The organism is Limibacter armeniacum, assembly GCF_036880985.1.
Classification (GTDB): Bacteria; Bacteroidota; Bacteroidia; order Cytophagales; family Flammeovirgaceae; genus Limibacter; species Limibacter armeniacum.
The window spans coordinates 1736738-1755085 of sequence record NZ_JBAJNO010000008.1 but is presented as its reverse complement, the minus strand read 5'-3'; the positions used below and the strand labels follow the sequence as shown (position 1 = coordinate 1755085).

12 protein-coding genes are annotated in these 18348 nt (G+C 38.8%); 9 read left to right on the top strand and 3 right to left on the bottom strand.

Annotated features, from left to right (window positions below; translation table 11 throughout):
• Window positions 1–2: 2 nt before the first annotated feature.
• On the bottom strand, window positions 3–2213 hold the full coding sequence (locus tag V6R21_RS13270; protein WP_334244104.1) for an FUSC family membrane protein: 2211 nt from the start codon (window positions 2211–2213) through the stop codon (window positions 3–5).
• Window positions 2214–2517: 304 nt separating this feature from the next.
• On the opposite strand from V6R21_RS13270, the gene V6R21_RS13265 reads away from it, so the two are divergent.
• The 3 genes from V6R21_RS13265 to V6R21_RS13255 all read left to right on the top strand — a co-directional run bounded on the left by V6R21_RS13265 (window position 2518) and on the right by V6R21_RS13255 (window position 8077).
• Window positions 2518–3444, top strand: a complete 927-nt coding sequence (locus tag V6R21_RS13265; protein WP_334244103.1) for a hypothetical protein — start codon at window positions 2518–2520, stop codon at window positions 3442–3444.
• A gap of 189 nt (window positions 3445–3633) precedes the next feature.
• Entirely contained in the window at window positions 3634–5280 is a 1647-nt protein-coding gene (gene pgi / locus V6R21_RS13260) for a glucose-6-phosphate isomerase (RefSeq protein WP_334244102.1), read from the top strand.
• Between the two features lie 391 nt (window positions 5281–5671).
• Window positions 5672–8077: a TonB-dependent receptor gene (locus V6R21_RS13255; RefSeq protein ID WP_334244101.1), complete on the top strand. Its 2406-nt coding sequence runs from the start codon at window positions 5672–5674 to the stop codon at window positions 8075–8077.
• 119 nt (window positions 8078–8196) lie between these two features.
• Here the strand turns inward: V6R21_RS13255 and V6R21_RS13250 are convergent, their stop codons facing one another.
• Entirely contained in the window at window positions 8197–9702 is a 1506-nt protein-coding gene (locus tag V6R21_RS13250; RefSeq protein ID WP_334244100.1) for an MBOAT family O-acyltransferase, read from the bottom strand.
• A gap of 540 nt (window positions 9703–10242) precedes the next feature.
• Between V6R21_RS13250 and V6R21_RS13245 the strand changes: the two genes are divergently transcribed.
• From V6R21_RS13245 to V6R21_RS13220, 6 genes are all read left to right on the top strand, one after another.
• Window positions 10243–12225 carry an adenylate/guanylate cyclase domain-containing protein gene (locus V6R21_RS13245; RefSeq protein ID WP_334244099.1) on the top strand — a complete coding sequence of 661 codons (1983 nt, stop codon included), beginning with the start codon at window positions 10243–10245 and terminating at the stop codon, window positions 12223–12225.
• 65 nt (window positions 12226–12290) lie between these two features.
• Window positions 12291–12428 carry a DUF2256 domain-containing protein gene (locus V6R21_RS13240; RefSeq protein ID WP_334244098.1) on the top strand — a complete coding sequence of 46 codons (138 nt, stop codon included), beginning with the start codon at window positions 12291–12293 and terminating at the stop codon, window positions 12426–12428.
• A gap of 479 nt (window positions 12429–12907) precedes the next feature.
• Entirely contained in the window at window positions 12908–13504 is a 597-nt protein-coding gene (locus V6R21_RS13235; protein ID WP_334244097.1) for a hypothetical protein, read from the top strand.
• A 128-nt stretch (window positions 13505–13632) separates the two neighbouring features.
• Window positions 13633–14511 carry a hypothetical protein gene (locus V6R21_RS13230; protein ID WP_334244096.1) on the top strand — a complete coding sequence of 293 codons (879 nt, stop codon included), beginning with the start codon at window positions 13633–13635 and terminating at the stop codon, window positions 14509–14511.
• A 33-nt stretch (window positions 14512–14544) separates the two neighbouring features.
• Window positions 14545–15522, top strand: coding sequence for a hypothetical protein (locus V6R21_RS13225; protein WP_334244095.1), 978 nt, complete (start codon window positions 14545–14547; stop codon window positions 15520–15522).
• Between the two features lie 166 nt (window positions 15523–15688).
• Window positions 15689–16954: a hypothetical protein gene (locus V6R21_RS13220; protein WP_334244094.1), complete on the top strand. Its 1266-nt coding sequence runs from the start codon at window positions 15689–15691 to the stop codon at window positions 16952–16954.
• An 82-nt stretch (window positions 16955–17036) separates the two neighbouring features.
• Here V6R21_RS13220 and V6R21_RS13215 read toward each other — a convergent pair whose 3' ends face one another.
• Entirely contained in the window at window positions 17037–18335 is a 1299-nt protein-coding gene (locus V6R21_RS13215; RefSeq protein ID WP_334244093.1) for a Na+/H+ antiporter family protein, read from the bottom strand.
• Window positions 18336–18348: the final 13 nt, after the last annotated feature.

Below are 18348 nucleotides of genomic sequence, written 5' to 3'. Positions count from 1 at the left end.
ACCTAAAGCTTGGCACTTAGATGGTACAAGTCGTCTGTTAACTGAACAATATAGCTTAGTTGGTCTTTTACCAATAAATAGTCCGATAGTTCATACATGGTAGGCGTCTCATGTCCACCTTTTTGAAGCTCTTGCATTCGAAGATCTGTTAACTCTTCTATTTTATTCGTTAATCTGAATAATGGCTCATCTAGTTCTGATTTATCCCCTCTGTAAGACACTTCTTTCCCAAGAAGTCTTTGTTCTACATGGCTCAAGCTTTCCTCAACAAATTCTTTTATAGGTTTTAGCTCTTCAAAAGCATATTTATCTGCCAACGTTTCACTGTAGATTGCCAATGTAGCAATATGCGCAGAAAGCGACTGGTTGATTACAACAAGACCGTATACCTGTGTCTTATTTCGCTGTACGTGCCCTGGCTCATTTAGCATACTCTGAAAAGCTGCCGAAAGGTTGGCATTACTTAAATGGGCATCTTTTCTGACAAGCTTATATTCCTCCTTAGAAAACTGCTCTGCTGTATATAAATTTACCACCTCAACAAAATACATTTTATTGGCTCTTACAATTTTAGCCAAGTGTTCAGGCATATTTCGATACTCCCAAGCTGGAAAGATCAGGTAACTTGAAGCAAATGCTATAGCACCACCAATCAGTGTATCCTCAATTCTTACAGCGGTCAGGGAGTGCCCTGCAGGGTCCAATAGACTGAAAAGCATCAAGACAAATGGCGTAATAAAAATAACCCCCACTGTATAGTTATAACCAATAAAGACAAACGTCCCGAAGGTACAGGAGACAATCAGCATCAGCATCAAGGTTTTGTCATGTACTACAGCCAAAAGTAACACTGCTACAGCGCCCCCCACTACTGTCCCGATAATCCGTTGTATTGTTCTTTTCTTCGTAATACTGAAACTGGGCTTCATAATGACAATCAATGTCAGTAACACCCAATACCCTTGAGGAACTTTCAGTATATAACAAAACAGGTATGTCAATGAAACCGTAATCCCTAGACGAAGTCCGTGCCTAAAATGAATAGACTTCATATTAAGGTTATTGAAAAACACCTCCCACCCTATCTTGTTTCTAGGCACAAACCTTGAAAAGTCAGATGAAGGGTGTTGTGAAGGCAAGTCAGCATCATCAAGGAGTGTATAGTTAGCACATTGTTTGAGCATCAATGCCAATTGGGAACAATTGCGCAATATGTTCTTCAATGCCAAAAAACCCGAAACATCATCCTTCGTAATTCCCTTATCCTTCAGCTCATCTACCTTTTGCTTGATACCCTTGATTTCATTATCATAATTCTTGGTCAATTCATAAGGTTCTGCATTGGCAATAGCCCTTCCAATCAAAATCAGTTCATCTCCAAACCCTTCGAGCAAGGACTTGTACTCCATCAGGATACCTTTCCCTTTAAACTGACCATACAATTGGTCATAATGCTTATGCACAGCCATTGACATTTCATGAATATCCACCAATGTCCGCAGCATATGAACGAGTGCCCTACCGATTCGGGTTGTACCCTGAATTGCCGATCGCCTACTCAATAACAATACACGAATATGGTCAACACTCTCCGCCACTTTTCCTTGTTGCTGAATCAGTTGCTGCTGCTTTGGCTCTTCTTGCTTCACTTCATCATAAAATGACGCTTTCAGATGGAGGTATTTTCCAGCTTCCATATACCCTGCTCCTAATGCCTGCTGCACCGCTTTGAAGGGTCTAATTCTCCATAGCAAAACGGTCAAAAGTAAATACACCAAACCACCCAGTACCAATAGGGATGCAAACTGAACAGACTGCTGAAAACTCATGGTACGGGACAGGCTGAAGCAAACACTCAATAGGACTGAGTTTCCGATCACGGCAGCCCGGTTACCGAATATGGCAAACATTCCATAAAACAGGCATAGTACAAAAAGTACAACACTCAAGAACCAAGGAAATGACGATGCCCAACCAACCAATACCACACTTACGAATATGTAGAGCATTGAAAACAGTAGCCCTTTTGTTTTCTGAGAGATTGAACCAGGTGAATCTGATGTACCTGTGGCAACTACTCCCAAAGAAACGGCAATACTTTGTGTCAGATACCCTTGATAATATCCCCATATAACAGGAATCAGTATGGAAACTGTCATTCGGAATCCAAAACTCAGATAGCTGCTATTTAAAAAATCCTTGATTCTGTTCATTTGTGTTAATAATCCAGTCTATAGTTATATGTGGCTTCTGCAATTATACCATGATTCAACCCATCCAAATCACCATTGTTCAAATATAAGTCAGGATATGACGTTCTCTCAATGACATCGTTTTGCACTTTATATTGAGAAAATATAATTATTGGTATTATTTACTGATTTTTTAGTATTATATTGCTAATTATTTGTATTAAATTGCGTTTCTAGAAGATCAATTATCTTTTTTCTTTGTCCTTGGACAATACTTTTTTTCGACAGCTAAACCTTAGAATCAACTTTTTTGATGTGTAATCTAATGCTTAAACTAACGTCTTCAAAAATCACCTACTGTCTATGCATTACTATGCTGATGACATGTATCCGATCCAATGCCAAAGGATCATGGGACACAAATGCACTTTGCATAGACAGTACCAGTACAGACATTGCTGCCAATGTCAAAAATATGCTCTATCAAAATGCCTGTAAAGTTACATTCAAAACGCAATCAGGCTTATTGGCCTACTATGGCTATCCACTTCAGATAATTGAGCTTACTGGAAATCAAAAGGAAATTGACATGCTGTTTTCATTAAGCAAAATTGATTTCAGATCAGCACGTGATACTACCTTCTATCACGACTTTTATGCGAATGAAACTGAACTGATCCTGACCAAAGAAGACATTTTTGCTTCATTGTCGATTCATCCTGAACAAACAACACCACAAAGTCATAAACGTATTGCAGTACTTGAGGGAACAAAAGTTTATCAAGCACCGCAACAAGTTGTTACAAGGTCCACTCAGTGGAAAAAGTTTCTCCCGTCTGCCCGTCCAATGGCACGCTCAGTACAAGTCGAGACTTCCCTTCCTGACTCTGCAAAAAGAGAGTACACTTCTGAAGTAAATCAATTTAGGGATGAAATTGATGCAATCATTTCATATGACGGAATTGAGCCTAGCAACAACTCAGATGAGAGCACAGGTAGAAATTGTCAAAAGGAAAGTAAAAATACTGTAAAGCAGCAACGCAGGGCAGACAACAAAAGCAGGGCAATCAGTGCGCCTAATAAAGCCTCAAAAAAGATCCTACGCTACAAAAGCCATATTCCATCTGCTAATGGCATTAATACTTACTTTACAGATTTCTATATTGATGAAAATGGAGTTGTACAGGGATTTGACATCTATGATCCTGTCAAAAGGATTAATACGATACCCACTTTCGCCCATTTACTCTGAGGATTTCAATACAAAAAACAGAAGGATATCACTGATTCAGAAGTGATATCCTTTTTTTATGTCCAAAAAGCATCATTTGATCTTTGTAAAGTGACAAAAATCGGTTTTAAAACTGATCTGAAATTGTAATTTTGTTCCGACTTATAATTTCGATTTTTACCACTTTATATATACAATTTTAGAGAAACCATGTTAAAGAAAATCAATCCGACTGAAACCAACGCTTGGAAAGCACTTGTCTCACACTTTGAGGCAATCCAAGGTACCCATATGAGAGACCTTTTCGCTCAAGATGCTTCTAGAGCTGAGAAGTTTTCTGTAAAGTTTGAAGAGCTTTACCTAGACTACTCGAAAAACATCATCACTGACGAGACAAAACAACTGCTGATAGACCTTGCGAACGAGGTTGAGCTGAAAGCTGCCATCGACAGTATGTTCAACGGTGAAGCGATCAACGAGACAGAAGGACGCGCGGTTTACCACACTGCATTGCGTAACCGCTCCAATGATCCAATGAAAGTGAATGGTGAAGATGTAATGCCTGAAGTCAATGCTGTTTTGGCACAGATGAAGGAATTTACAAACAAAGTAGTATCAGGACAGTGGAAAGGGTATACAGGCAAAGCGATTACAGATGTTGTAAACATCGGCATTGGTGGTTCTGATCTTGGTCCTTTGATGGTAAGCGAAGCCTTGAAAGCTTACAAGACTCACCTGAATGTACACTTCGTCTCTAACGTGGATGGTACGCATATCGCAGAAACACTGAAAGCTGTAAACCCAGAGACTACACTCTTCATTATCGCTTCAAAGACATTCACTACTCAGGAGACGATGACAAATGCACAGAGTGCGAAAGACTGGTTCCTGAAAGCTGCTAAAGAAGAGAATGAAGTAGCGAAACACTTTGTGGCCCTTTCTACCAATGAGGAAAAGGTAACTGCATTCGGTATTGACAAAGCTAACATGTTCCGTTTCTGGGACTGGGTAGGCGGTCGTTACTCTCTATGGTCAGCAATTGGTTTGTCTATCTCCCTTTCAATTGGTTTTGACAATTTCGAACAGCTATTGTCAGGTGCCCATGCGATGGACAAGCACTTCCACAATACTGATTTTGATAAAAATATCCCTGTGATTTTGGCACTTTTGGGCGTTTGGTACAACAACTTCTTTGGTGCTGAATCTCAAGCCTTGCTCCCATATGACCAATATATGCATCGCTTTGCTGCATACTTCCAGCAGGGAGATATGGAGTCAAATGGTAAGTATGTTGACCGTTCAGGCAATCCAGTAGATTACCAAACAGGTCCAATCATTTGGGGTGAGCCAGGTACAAATGGCCAGCACGCATTCTACCAGCTGATTCACCAAGGTACAAAACTGATTCCTGCGGACTTTATCGCTCCTGCACAGTCACACAATGCACTAAGTGATCACCATCCTAAATTGCTTTCTAACTTCTTCGCTCAAACAGAAGCCCTGATGATGGGTAAAACTGAGGAAGTAGTAGTAGATGAGCTGAAAGCAGCAGGTAAAACTGCTGAAGAAATCGAGGCACTGAAAACTTTCAAGGTATTTGAGGGCAACAAACCAACAAACTCAATGCTTGTGAAAAAAGTAACTCCATTTATGCTGGGGGCTATGATTGCGATGTACGAGCACAAAATCTTTGCACAAGGTGTGATCTGGAACATCTTCAGCTTCGACCAATGGGGTGTTGAGTTGGGCAAGCAATTGGCAAACAAGATCCTTCCCGAGTTGGGTGGAGATGAGAAAGTAACTTCTCACGATGCTTCTACAAATGCATTGATCAATACCTATAAGGAAATGAGATAAGCTCTTTTTGAGTAAAAATATAAAGCCCTTGCTGATTGGTTTCAGCAAGGGCTTTTTTATAAATCAAATCCAAAAATCCCTCTTTAACATCACTTAAAGCACTCTACTAAAAGTATTTATCATCATAGGACTTTCTTTTTAATCTTAATACTACCTACTCTTTCATCAGCAATAAATTGGTTACAAAAATCCATCAAAAAACAACTCTACTTATAATAAATTCCAAAATCAAAATATTAAGCCACAATCCACTTTCCCTAAAGTATTTATCACAGACAATCAACCATATACATTAAGTTAATTTAGATTTATTATAAATAAATTGCATTAACTCTGACTCGAATTTACATTTGCCTGAAATTTATTTGTATTTAGTCTAAATAATAGATAGATGAAAAAACAACTTACACTTCTATTTTTACTTATACTTAGTGTGGCAGCCTATGCACAAACTGGCTCTGTAAAAGGCAATGTCTCTGATAACTCAAAAGAAGCTCTAATTGGAGTTAATATTTTTATAAAAGGAACTACTCAAGGTACCCATTCTGATGAATTAGGTAACTTTGAAATCTCTAATATTGTCAAAGGAGATCATGTTCTTACTGTATCTTACCTTGGGTTTAAATCAAAAGAAATCCCATTCTCCATTTCAGAAAATCAGCAAGTGGATTTAAATACCATCACACTGTATGAAGGAAATGAAATCCTGAGCGAAGTAACTGTTGAAGGAAAAAGGATCAACAAGTTTTCAAGAGAAAACACAGCTTATGTGGCTAAACTTCCACTAAAGGATATTGAAAACACACAGGTTTATAGCACAGTAACAGATGAATTGCTGAAATCTCAAATTGTAACCAACTTTGATGATGCCTTGAAAAATGCAGTTGGTATCAACAAGCTTTGGGCTTCAACAGGTCGTGGTGGAGATGGTGCAGGTTACTACTCACTTCGTGGTTTCTCCGTTCAGCCTCAATTGGTAAATGGTCTACCAGGCTTGACAAACGGAACGATCAACGCTGCCAATATCGAACGCATTGAGGTACTGAAAGGTCCTTCAGCTACACTTTTTGGTAACTCTGTTACTTCTTATGGTGGATTGATCAACGTAGTAACCAAAAAGCCTTATGTTGGTACTGGTGCTGAACTTTCATTTACAACAGGATCGTTTGGCTTCAACCAATTGACTGGTGACTTCAACACAGCAATTAGCGAAGAGGAAAACATCTACTTCAGGCTAAACACTTCGTATTCTACTGAGCAAAGTTTTCAGGATGCAGGTTTCAGAAAGACATTCTTTGTAGCTCCTTCACTTTCCTACAAAGTGAACAACCGCCTGTCTTTCTCATTCTATGGAGAGATCACACAAGCTGAACAGACAAACCCAATGTTCCTGTTCTTAAACAGAAGCGCTCCTACAGCTGCAAAAAACCTGAAAGAGCTAGGATACAATACTAAGCTATCATTTACTAGCAATGACCTTACCCTGCTAAACCCTACACAAAACTACAGGGTTGAAATGGACTACAAGCTTTCAGACAACTGGAGATCGCAAACCTTGCTTTCTAAAAGCATCACATCTACTAAAGGGTATTATACTTATTTGTATGACTATGGTATGTTTGGTGATAACGTTTTCACTCGCCGTTTAAACAAGCAAAACTCCAATACACATACAACGGATATCCAACAAAACTTTATTGGCGATTTCAAGCTAGGTTCACTTAGAAACAGGGTTGTAGTTGGTTTGGACTTCTTCAATGGTGTTGAGATCAACAACGGGACTGGTTATATCTCATTTGGAAATGTAAAACCAAATGGTGAAACAGTTGATGATGGTACAGGCAATGCTTATCCACTTTCAACTGCGGCAGTAGATGCAGCACTGGCAAATGCAAGCGTATCAAACAACAAATCAGAATACAGCATTTACAGCGTATATGTTTCTGATGTATTGAATATAACAAGAAACCTTTCTGCCATGGTAGGTCTTCGTGTTGACAGATTCAACAACGATGGTGATGTTACAACGCCTGATGATGACTATGAACAAACAGCTTTCTCTCCTAAGTTTGGATTGGTATTCCAGCCTATCCTTGACAAGCTTTCCGTATTTGCCAACTACCAGAATGGCTTTACCAATGTTGCCCCTCAATTAGTATCTGAGACAGAAGACGGTCCTCAAACGCTGAAGACTTTTGACCCTGAGCAGGCTAACCAAATTGAGTTTGGTGTAAAAACAAACCTATTCAATAACCGATTGAATGCAACTGTCAGCTATTATGACATCAAGGTTTCTGATCGTGTCATGACTGATCCTGCTTCACCTACCAACAAGATCCAAGGTGGAGAAGTTGTGAGTAAAGGATTTGAGGTGGAGCTAAGTGCCAACCCAATTGACGGTTTGGATATCAGAGGTGGCTACAGCTACAACGATAGTGAGACTACCAAAACTGATAACGAGAATATCCTGAACCGCAGACCTCTTGAAGCAGGTCCAGAGTCGATGTACAACTTATGGGCAAGCTATGAAATCCAACAAGGGAAATTGGAAGGATTTGGATTGGGTATTGGTTTCAATGGCGCAAGTGAAAGCTACGCAATCAACTACGGTTCTTCCGGAGAATTTATGCTTCCTGAGTATACGATTGGCAATGCATCTATTTTCTATCAGGCATCAAACTACCGTATTGGATTGAAAATGAACAACGTCTTTGACAAGGAGTATTACACAGGATGGACAACCATCAGCCCTCAAACTCCAAGATCAGTATTAGCAAACTTTACTTATAGATTCTAATACGCATTAGTCAAAAAATAAAAAAGCCCTTGCTGATTGGTTTCAGCAAGGGCTTTTCAATTTATTGCATCTCCCTCTCCTCATCGTACAGACAAGGCATGCCTTGTCTCAACAGTATCTTAGAATTGGAAATAAATAAATGGCTGTATCTCTGAAGAACGGCTTTGGAACAATACAAATACCAATAGCACCAGCAGTGAAGCCTTCACGATAGTTGGCATGGTTGTAAACTCCTCTCTTAGCCAATTTTTCCAAGAGTAAGGAGCCAAATGTGTTACAAACCCCACTAGTAATACAAAGAATACTTTCCAGTAAGCGGTTACTACCTGAGGAATCACCTCAAAATTGAAGTTGGTTGTAATCTGCATCAATACGCCTTCAACAGCTCTCATATCTGAAGCACGGAAGAAAATCCAGCAGAAGGTTACAAAGTGGAAAGTAATTACTCCCATCACCACTTGTCTACCAAACGACTTCTTTTTATGCTTGCTTCCCGTCTTCTCCATCCAAATCTTATGGAATGCCAACGCCAATCCATGCAAAGCACCCCAAATGATAAAGCGTATGTGCGCACCGTGCCACAGACCTCCTAGCAACATAGTCAAAGCCAAGTTGACATAAGTTCTAATCTTACCTTTACGGTTACCACCTAACGGTATATACAAATAGTCCCTCAGGAAAGATGACAGTGATATATGCCACCTTCTCCAAAACTCAGTAATACTAGTAGACTTATAAGGAGAATCAAAGTTCAAAGGCAACTGAAAACCCAACAACAATGCCACTCCGATTGCAATATCTGTATAACCTGAGAAGTCACAGTAAATCTGGATAGCATAACCGTATGAAGCCATCAGGTTTTCAAAACCTGAAAAGCTTAACGGGCTTTCAAATACCCTGTCTACAAAGTTGATGGAGATATAATCTGAGATATAGATCTTCTTGAAAAGACCTACCATTATCAGGAACAGTGCCCTGCCATATGCTTCTTTTGAAAGAGAAAACTTATTGTAAATCTGAGGAATAAATTCTGAAGCCCTCACGATTGGACCTGCCACCAATTGCGGAAAAAAGCTGACAAACAACCCAAAATCATAAATATTTCTTACAGGCTTGAGCTGACCTCGGTAAATATCTACAGAATAACTGATCGTCTGGAAGGTATAGAACGAGATACCAATAGGCAGGAAGATGTTACTCGTATCCATATTGGCTCCAAAAACATTCATAAATGCAGCCAAGAAGTTCGTCACTTCCAATTCAGTATCAAATAGTGTATTGACACCATCAGCAAAGAAAAAAGTGTACTTGAAGTAAGCTAATAATGTCAGGTTAATGACTACACTGAGTGTAACCAGCCGTTTTCGCTTTGTCGGACTATTGGACCTGTAAATTGCGCCACCAATATAGTAATCCACAAAAGTGGAAAATACCAGTAGCAAGAAATAAAAGCCACTGGACAGATAGTAAAAATAAAGGCTGGCTACCAATAGCAACCTGTTTCTTGCTTCTACCCTGCCATGCAGAAACAGGTAAGCCACCATAATTACTCCAAAGAAAAGCCAGAAGGCACTTTGTGTAAACAGTAGTGGCGAGTTCTCCGAATACGAAAAAAGTTCTAGCATATATTATTAGATGTTCTCACCCTATGACAACCCGATCTCAATCAGGTCAATCACAACGAATCATAAATTAAGTATTTCCTCACAATCCAAGGCTTTTTATATCAAGCCTTTTTCAGTACTTACAAAGGTAATCACATTACCATCATTTTCAGAAAAGAATTAGGTTCAATCAGGCTTTCATTTTGATGTAAGTACAGTGTTTCACAAACAAGAATCAAACCGATTATAGAGATAGTCCTATTGCCCAGCCTATTTTAACGGATCTTTTCTTTTTAAATCTTATTCAATCTCCTGTCAATCAAGGGAGTAATCTTTCCACATTTTGTGTTCTATAATATATGATTCAAGCAGCAAGCAAAGACTTTGGTACTTGCTTGGTTATTCACTGCTGTAGTAAGGTTCTACCGGAACAGCTGAAGATTAGCTGTTCACTAGTGTCAAATTGGGAGAGTGAATCCATCAAAAGGTTTGAATCCTGCAACCAATCGCTACTTGAACTGTTTACTATATTACTTACTACAATCAGGTACTACGACTCTAATGACAGATTCTAAAAAAACGGGAATAAGAACACTGGCAGCCATCATGTTTACGGATATGGTCGGCTACACTGCACTAATGCAACAGGATGAGGACGAGGCTATCTTCAAAAGAAATAAGCTAAGGGAAGTATTGCAAAACACCACTCAAGAGTATGGTGGCAAAATACTTCAGCACTTTGGGGATGGCTCTCTGATTATCTTCAGCAGTACGGTGGAAGCAGTGAAGTCTGCCGTCAGAATTCAGGAACTGTTACAAGAAGCTCCTTCTGTTCCTCTTCGTATCGGTATCCATGCAGGAGATGTGGTTTACAATGATGAGGGTATCTATGGCGATGGTGTCAATGTTGCCTCCCGAATTGAAAGCTTTGGCGTTCCCGGAGCTGTACTGATTTCAGATAAAGTTTACCACGAATTACAAAGTCACCCTGAGTTACCGGCAATGCTATTGGGTAAGTTTGAACTGAAGCACGTTCGTCATCATATGGAAATTTATGCCATAATGAAGGACACGCTTTATGTTCCCCATCCAAATGAGTTGAGTGGCAAAGGAAAACTGCTACATAACAGTATTGCAGTGATGCCATTTGTCAATATGAGTGCAGATCCTGAGAATGAATATTTCAGTGATGGCATTACTGAAGAGATTCTGAATGCACTGACACGCATTAATGACCTGAAAGTGACAGCACGTACATCTTCCTTTGCTTTTAAAGGTAAGAATGTTGATGTCAGAGAAATTGCTCGCCAGCTCAATGTCAGTATGGTACTGGAAGGCAGTGTCAGAAAACACGGCCATCGGGTTCGGATTACGGCACAGCTGATCAATGCCAGTGATGGTTACCACTTTTGGTCTGAGACATTTGACGGAAGTCTTGAAGATGTATTTGCTTTACAGGATGAAATCTCAGAACAAATAGCCCAAAAGCTGCTGATATGTGTCCAATCTAACAAGCAGCCTTCTTCTATTGCGAATTCAAGTAATACCAATGAACTGAGAGCATACGAATATTACCTGAAAGGAAAATATTATTGGAATTTATGGACACCTCAGGACGTCAAAAAAGCGGTCAACTTTTTTGAAAAAGCGATCAGGTTAGCGCCCAACTTACTACAGCCTTATGTAGGCTTGTGCAACTCGTATGTCTATTTGGGAACTACAGGACAAATCTCACCACAACAAGCCACTATTGAAGCCAAAAAGGCTGCTAATAAGGCCATAGACCTTCACCCTGACCATGTAGAGTCACTTCAGGCAATGGCAATGGTCAAGATGTTTTTTGATTGGGACTTTCAAGGCGCAAAGGAACTGTTTAAAAGAGGACTTGAAATTAACCCAGGTGTAGCAGACTTGAATCACTGCTATGCCATATTCCTAATGATAACAGGAAATCAGGCTTTAGCACTTTATCACAATCAGAAGGCAATAGAGTTAGACCCTCTAAACCTTCCGGTTAATATGATGAAAGCAGAAATCTATTATTACGCCCGAGATTATGAAAAGTCTTTAGAACAATGTGAAAAGATTATTGCGATGGCCCCTACCTTCCGTCGGGCGATTGAACACAAAGGATGGGTACTCTCCTCAATGGGCAGACACGATGAAGCCATTGAAGTGATGCACCAACTCTATTACCTTACTGAAAGTCCTTACCGAGGATCTTCACAACTCGCATTTACATATGCCAGAGCTGGAAAAACTTCAGAGGCTATAAAATGGCTGAACATGGTTAAGGAAAGGGAAACTCATGAACCCGATGTCAACCTTGATATTGACTTTGCTGCTATCTATATGTCTTTGGGTGATCTGGATATAGCAATGAACTATATCGAAAAAGCTGCTGACAAAAAGATGGGCGTAATGGTCTACCTTGCGACTACGCCACATTGGGGTCACCTTCATGACCACCCCCGCTTCAAAAAAGTGATGGAAAAAGTTGGCCTGCACCAGTATATTGAAGAGCAAAAGAAAGTGCTTACCTAATCCAATGAAAAAACAACACTTGCCCACCAAAGTATGTCCTATATGCGAAGTGCTTACCTAATCCAATGAAAAAACAACACTTGCCCACCAAAGTATGTCCTATATGCGGAAAGCCTTTTACATGGCGAAAAAAATGGGCAAAAGTATGGAATGAAGTAAAGTATTGTAGTGAAAGGTGCAAAAGAAATAAGAAAAACAATTGACCTAAAAAACTATTTCGACTTAAATAACTTGTTGCAAATACCATTAACTTCTTAAGTTGGAGGAAAACATTTATGGTTTAGCTATAACGGTCAATTTTAAAACCCCTTATTTTTTTCATATGTGGCTGATTTTCATTTCTAATTATGTAATCAACTATGTTATTATTTGCTTCAACTTTTTAATATGGGCTAGCAATGATAACATATCCAATACAACCATCACTCTTAACCCTGGCCTTTATTGGAAAGAGTGTAAACTAGACAAAAGTGCCATTCTTTATGCCATTGGCTTATCTTTCTTCTTGTTTGCCATTGAATATGTTATTCTATGGATCTTATCTAGTCTTATTTCTGCTATTTTAGTTCATATCGCTCCAAATGCAATAATAACTTACTTTCTGATTTTAGTGCTAAACATAGTGTATGTCATAAATTTTATCTACACATACAAGTATGAGTATTGCATTGTTTGTAAATCCATGAACTCACCAGACTTACCCATTTACAACATGACACCCCATTTCAATAAGAAAACATGTTACTGCTGTGATGGTAAACAGTATATAAAAGGTAATATCGACATCAGTGAGTCACATCTTAAGCTAAAAAAGAATGTAAAACTACTCCTCTACAAAACCCGCTTACTCGAGTTAATGACAAATAGACTGAATTCACTAACCGCTCAAATTGAAAACAAGCATATAAAAGATAGTCTGAAGGGCCATGCAATCAGTTTGGCTGAAAAACTTCAACAAGAGATCTCTTTCACAACAAAATCAATCGAGCTATATCATTCACAAGCAACACTCATCTCAGATCATTTATATACAATCCATCTGGAAAAACAACTCGCTAAAAGTGAGTCATATATCAACAAAGAACGTCAGAAGAACATCCAGCAAATGGAGCTTTACATAAAAGAGGAAAGTTACTCAGAGTTGTCAGACCATAAAGAAATTTCAAATAGAATTGAAACCTTGATTGAATTGATAGAGTTAAATAATGATAACTCTATTACCAAAGAGTTAGAAGCAGAAATCAAGAGCCTAACAAATCATCTTAACAATAAAGGGTAATTACCTACCTCCTACTTTTTTAATGAACGAATATGAACTTTACAATTCTACTTCCTTGTTTTCTTAATTTTGTTCTATTTTGTTATCTATTCATGCTTTGGGCATCATTAAACTCTCCCTCATTTTTGATGGTAATAAAAGAACCAGGACTTTACAGGCCACAATTTGACATTGAACCTTCAGCTTCTATTCATGCACTAGCAATTGGTTTTCTATTAAGTTCTGCTTTATATATAATTATCAATCAACTTTCACACTTTCTTAATTATTTTTTCAATTCATCACACATTACACACTTTACGTTTGGTAAAACATTTATGGCTATTTCCTATTGGACTCCATTATTAACATATGCTATTCTTGATATTTCTTCATCCAAATACACACAGTGCATGATCTGCACAAAGAATGAAAAGTTGGGAAATATTAATGAGTACTTAGATGTTCCATTGTCTAACAAAAAGTGTTTTTGCTGTTCAGGAAGTGGCAAACTAGTTAAAAAAGAAGAAAAAGGAAGGTTACACCAACAACTAGTTAAGACTATTAAACAACATCAGCTACACAAAAGCAAGTTAACTAAACTTCTAAAAGAAAAAGCTCAAATTTTAAGTTTCATAAAAAACAACAAAACTGTTTTTCTCGTCATTGATGCTAACTCTAAAACAGAATTGGAAAGCCTAACAGAGCAAATTGACTTCACACAAACATCTGAAACATTTTATAAAACAGTAGCTATCAAAATGATGAAACTCATTTACAATGAATCTATGCTACAATATATCTCGAGTAAAGAACAAGAATTGAGCTACAATTTAATACAAAATAAATTTTCAACTTACACAAATATACATTCATTTGAGAAGTCTATAGATTTAAACAAGTCTTTCTTGGTTGATGAAATTGAAGTCTTAAGCCAAAAAATCAAACTTACACATGAGCATACTATCACCAATGAGCTTAAGGAAGAAATTAAAATGATTACTGATAAACTTAATAGCTTAGATTAATACCACACATCAACTCATTAAACAGTATATTATATGATTCTTATCTTAATATCAGTTCTATTGATCGCTAATTACCTGATCTTTTGTTATCTGTTCCTAATATATGCCAGTGCAACAGATGTTTCATTCAAGCAAGTAGTAAAAGAACCTGCACAGTATGCCCAAAAGGTAAACTTTAAGTTTTCACTGATCCCACATGCCATTTTGGTTGGTGGTGTGTATATCGTGATTCTTTTTACGACCTTTTTCATAGCTGCCTTGCTATTCAACTTTACAGGAGCTCCTGAAGATAATGGAGGGGCACTAGGCAGAAACCTATATTCTATTTTCCACTTCAGTCTTCCAATTATATACTTTATCGCATCAAACTATTTTTCAGACTTATATACCTGGTGCGATGTGTGTCAACATGATACCAAACTTAACGGCTACAATGAATACCTTGACACAGAATTCAATAACGAAACCTGCTTTTGTTGTAATGGAGATGGTGTCATCTACAATGGAGGTAAAAGAGGAAAGTTACACAAACTACTGACCCATAATCTGGCACTCCATAAAGAGAAAATGAGCAGCTATAAAAGGCTAGTAGAAGAAAAAATCAATTTTGAAAACAAGCTGGCAGCCAAAGACACTTTAAATAAAAATGTAATGGTTCAAATGGAAAGCCTTATTGAGAAAATAGAGGCCCAAATTACCTTTACTAAAGCTTCCGCTGAGTTTTATAAGATAGCAACGGCCAAGATAATGACGCTATTCTATAATCACCATATGGCTAAATACCTTCTTGATAGACAACAGGAGTTCAACCAATCTGTCGAAGAGAACAACATCAATACCTATATTGATATCTTTAGTAAACAAGGAACTTTTGAACTGGACACTAATGCAATGGCTGATAAGATTGAGGCACTTTCCCAAGAGATTGAGCTACGTAAAAGTTCTTCAATTACCCATGAACTTACACATGAGCTTGAGCAAGTAACCGAAGCACTGTCATTGAAAAAATAAGCTATAAAAAAGATGAGTCATTCCTAATAATTAAATCGGTGGTGACTCATCATTGAATATACAAAGGAGTTTTCTGCAAAACTTACATCTGCTTCAACACAACTTTTTTTTAGACTAAAATTATCAGCATAACCACCCCATTACTCATCATCACCTCTATTCAGTCATGAAAATTTCAACTCTCTCTTACTTGTATTCCTGTCTTTTCATTTTGTCTACAACCTTAATGATTAGTGGTTGTTTCAAAGAAGCATCACAAAAGGACGAACCCAAAAATGAGTTTAGCATTGAAACAGCGATCGAACTCTCGGCGCAGTACCTCACTCGCATTTGCCTCAAAAATGGGATGTTTGAATATCGTATCAACACAAACCCTTCCGTCAATGTTCTGGACAAATACAATATGCTCAGGCATGCTGGTACAATTTACGCTTTGGCAAACTACCATAGCCTTAAAGCAAATACGCAGGTATTGGATGCCCTAAATCGGTCAGGAAATTATTTGAAACAGGTTGCCTTAAAGCCTGTTCCTGAACAGAAAAATACATTGGCAATATGGTCCTTTCCCGAGGTGACACACAGCAACAATGAGCAGCAAGTAAAACTAGGAGGCACTGGGTTAGGGTTGGTTGCTTTACTTAGCATTGAAAAAATACAACCCGGGTTCACCTCTTTAAATAAGCTAATAGGTTTGGGGAATGGGATTCTTTTTATGCAAAAAGAAAATGGCAGTTTTTACTCCAAATATATTCCTTCTGCTGGAGGGCTCACAGACCAATGGAATTCTCTTTATTATCCTGGAGAGGCTGCTTTGGGACTGGCTATGCTATATGAAATTGACCCCGCCGAAAAGTGGATCATCTCGGCATACAAAGCGATGGAATATCTGGCACTAAGCAGAAAGGGGCAACCCAACCTTCCTGCTGACCATTGGGCACTACTCGCAACAGAAAAGATTCTCAAACACCAGCAAGTTGTAGCCGGTCTGATTAATGAAGATTTGCTGATCAATCATGCAACCCAAGTCTGTGAGTCTATTCTAAACTCTCAGATCACTTCTCCTGCAAAAGGAGTTTATTATGGGGGCTTTAACACAAAAGGTAATACGACACCCACTGCCACCCGACTAGAAGGTCTGCAGGCTGCATTGAACTTCCTGCCAGAACATATGGCTATCAGGAAAAAGATAACCAAAGCCGTAGACCTAGGAATAGGTTTCCTACTACATGCACAAATTAAAGAAGGCAAATATACAGGAGCAATACCTAGAGCAATTTCACCTCTACCTCAAAATGAACCCGACTCCAAAAGCTTTAACAAGAGGGTTACTGAAATAAGAATTGATTATATACAGCATGCCATGAGTGCCATGATGCAGTATCAGCAGTTCAAAAAGTCAAACCCAATAGCCTTGCCCAATTCAGAGAAATAACTTCACCCATACAAAAAAAATTGATCCCGAATAACGTCATGCTATTCGGGATCACCCAATCGATTTTAAGGTTTGTCCTTGGCTACAATACCAATGAGGCAATAACACCAAAAATCACCAACGGAATATTGTAGTGCAAAAATGTAGGTACACAGGTATCCCAAATATGATCATGTTGACCATCTGCTGCTAAACCAGAAGTTGGCCCTAAAGTACTGTCAGATGCTGGAGAACCTGCATCTCCCAAAGCTCCTGCTACGCCAATCAAGGCAATGATACCCGCTGTTGAAAAGCCCAACTCCAATCCTAATGGACAATAGATAGTCGCAATAATTGGTACAGTACCAAAAGAAGTGCCGATACCCATCGTAACAAACAAGCCAATCAGAATCATCAGCATTGCCCCTCCTAATTTGCTTGCACCTACCAATTGTGTAATACTGCTTACCAACCCTTCTACAGCATGTGTTTCACGAATTACGCCTGCATAACCAGCTGCTACCAGCATTACGACAGCAATAAACCCCATCACTCCTACGCCATCATGCATCACCTCTTCCAATTCCTTTCTATTGATCGCTCTACTGAAGAACATCACAAGAAGTCCTGCCAAAGCCCCTAACGGCAATGACCCTGTCAGCAGTTGAATGGCAAATGCCAATATTGCAGCCAATAGCGTCCAGTAATGTGCCGGTTTTAAGGATATTTTCTCCGTATTGACAACGGCTACTTCTTCACGATACACACGTTTCTTCTTATAAGAAATCAATACAGCAAATAACAACCCTACCAACATTCCTAAACCGGGTAACCACATTGATTGCCAAATCATGGATATGTCAACTGAAATGCCATTCGCAATCATCTGATCTTTAATCAGGTTCTGAAAAATAAGCCCAAACCCAACAGGCAATACAATATATGGTGCCGTTAGCCCAAATGTCAAAGAAGAGGCTACAGCCCTTCTATCCAGTTTCAACCTGTCCATCAAGGGTAACAATGGAGGAATCAGAATAGGAATAAATGCAATATGAACAGGCACCAAGTTTTGAGAGAAGCAAGCCAATAAAGTGATAACCAAAAGCAAAATCATTTTACTTTTGCCAACCATCAAGGCTATCCGTTGCGCCATTACCGCAGCTGCTCCTGTCTTGTTTATCGCGACAGCCAAAGCACCCAACAGCACATAACTCAATGCTGTTTCGGCATTCCCTCCCATTCCTTTAATCAGGAGCTGCATCGTATCCGTCAACGTAAATCCCCCTGTCAGTCCTGCCACCAAAGCCGCAATCAGAATTGCCAGCATAACATTGAGGCTCATCAAACACAGGGTAATCATCACTATCACTGAAATGATTACCGGATTAAAAAGTTCTGTCATTAGTCTGTCTGTT

Bases quoted from the DNA above. Each gene is read 5' to 3' on its own strand.
- V6R21_RS13215 (WP_334244093.1), bottom strand. From the start codon at position 18,335: ATGACAGAACTTTTTAATCCGGTAATCATTTCAGTGATAGTGATGATT.
- V6R21_RS13255 (WP_334244101.1), top strand. From the start codon at position 5,672: ATGAAAAAACAACTTACACTTCTATTTTTACTTATACTTAGTGTGGCA.
- V6R21_RS13220 (WP_334244094.1), top strand. From the start codon at position 15,689: ATGAAAATTTCAACTCTCTCTTACTTGTATTCCTGTCTTTTCATTTTG.
- V6R21_RS13235 (WP_334244097.1), top strand. From the start codon at position 12,908: ATGAACTCACCAGACTTACCCATTTACAACATGACACCCCATTTCAAT.
- V6R21_RS13245 (WP_334244099.1), top strand. From the start codon at position 10,243: ATGACAGATTCTAAAAAAACGGGAATAAGAACACTGGCAGCCATCATG.
- V6R21_RS13270 (WP_334244104.1), bottom strand. From the start codon at position 2,213: ATGAACAGAATCAAGGATTTTTTAAATAGCAGCTATCTGAGTTTTGGA.
- V6R21_RS13265 (WP_334244103.1), top strand. From the start codon at position 2,518: ATGCTTAAACTAACGTCTTCAAAAATCACCTACTGTCTATGCATTACT.
- V6R21_RS13240 (WP_334244098.1), top strand. From the start codon at position 12,291: ATGAAAAAACAACACTTGCCCACCAAAGTATGTCCTATATGCGGAAAG.
- V6R21_RS13250 (WP_334244100.1), bottom strand. From the start codon at position 9,702: ATGCTAGAACTTTTTTCGTATTCGGAGAACTCGCCACTACTGTTTACA.
- pgi (WP_334244102.1), top strand. From the start codon at position 3,634: ATGTTAAAGAAAATCAATCCGACTGAAACCAACGCTTGGAAAGCACTT.
- V6R21_RS13230 (WP_334244096.1), top strand. From the start codon at position 13,633: ATGGTAATAAAAGAACCAGGACTTTACAGGCCACAATTTGACATTGAA.
- V6R21_RS13225 (WP_334244095.1), top strand. From the start codon at position 14,545: ATGATTCTTATCTTAATATCAGTTCTATTGATCGCTAATTACCTGATC.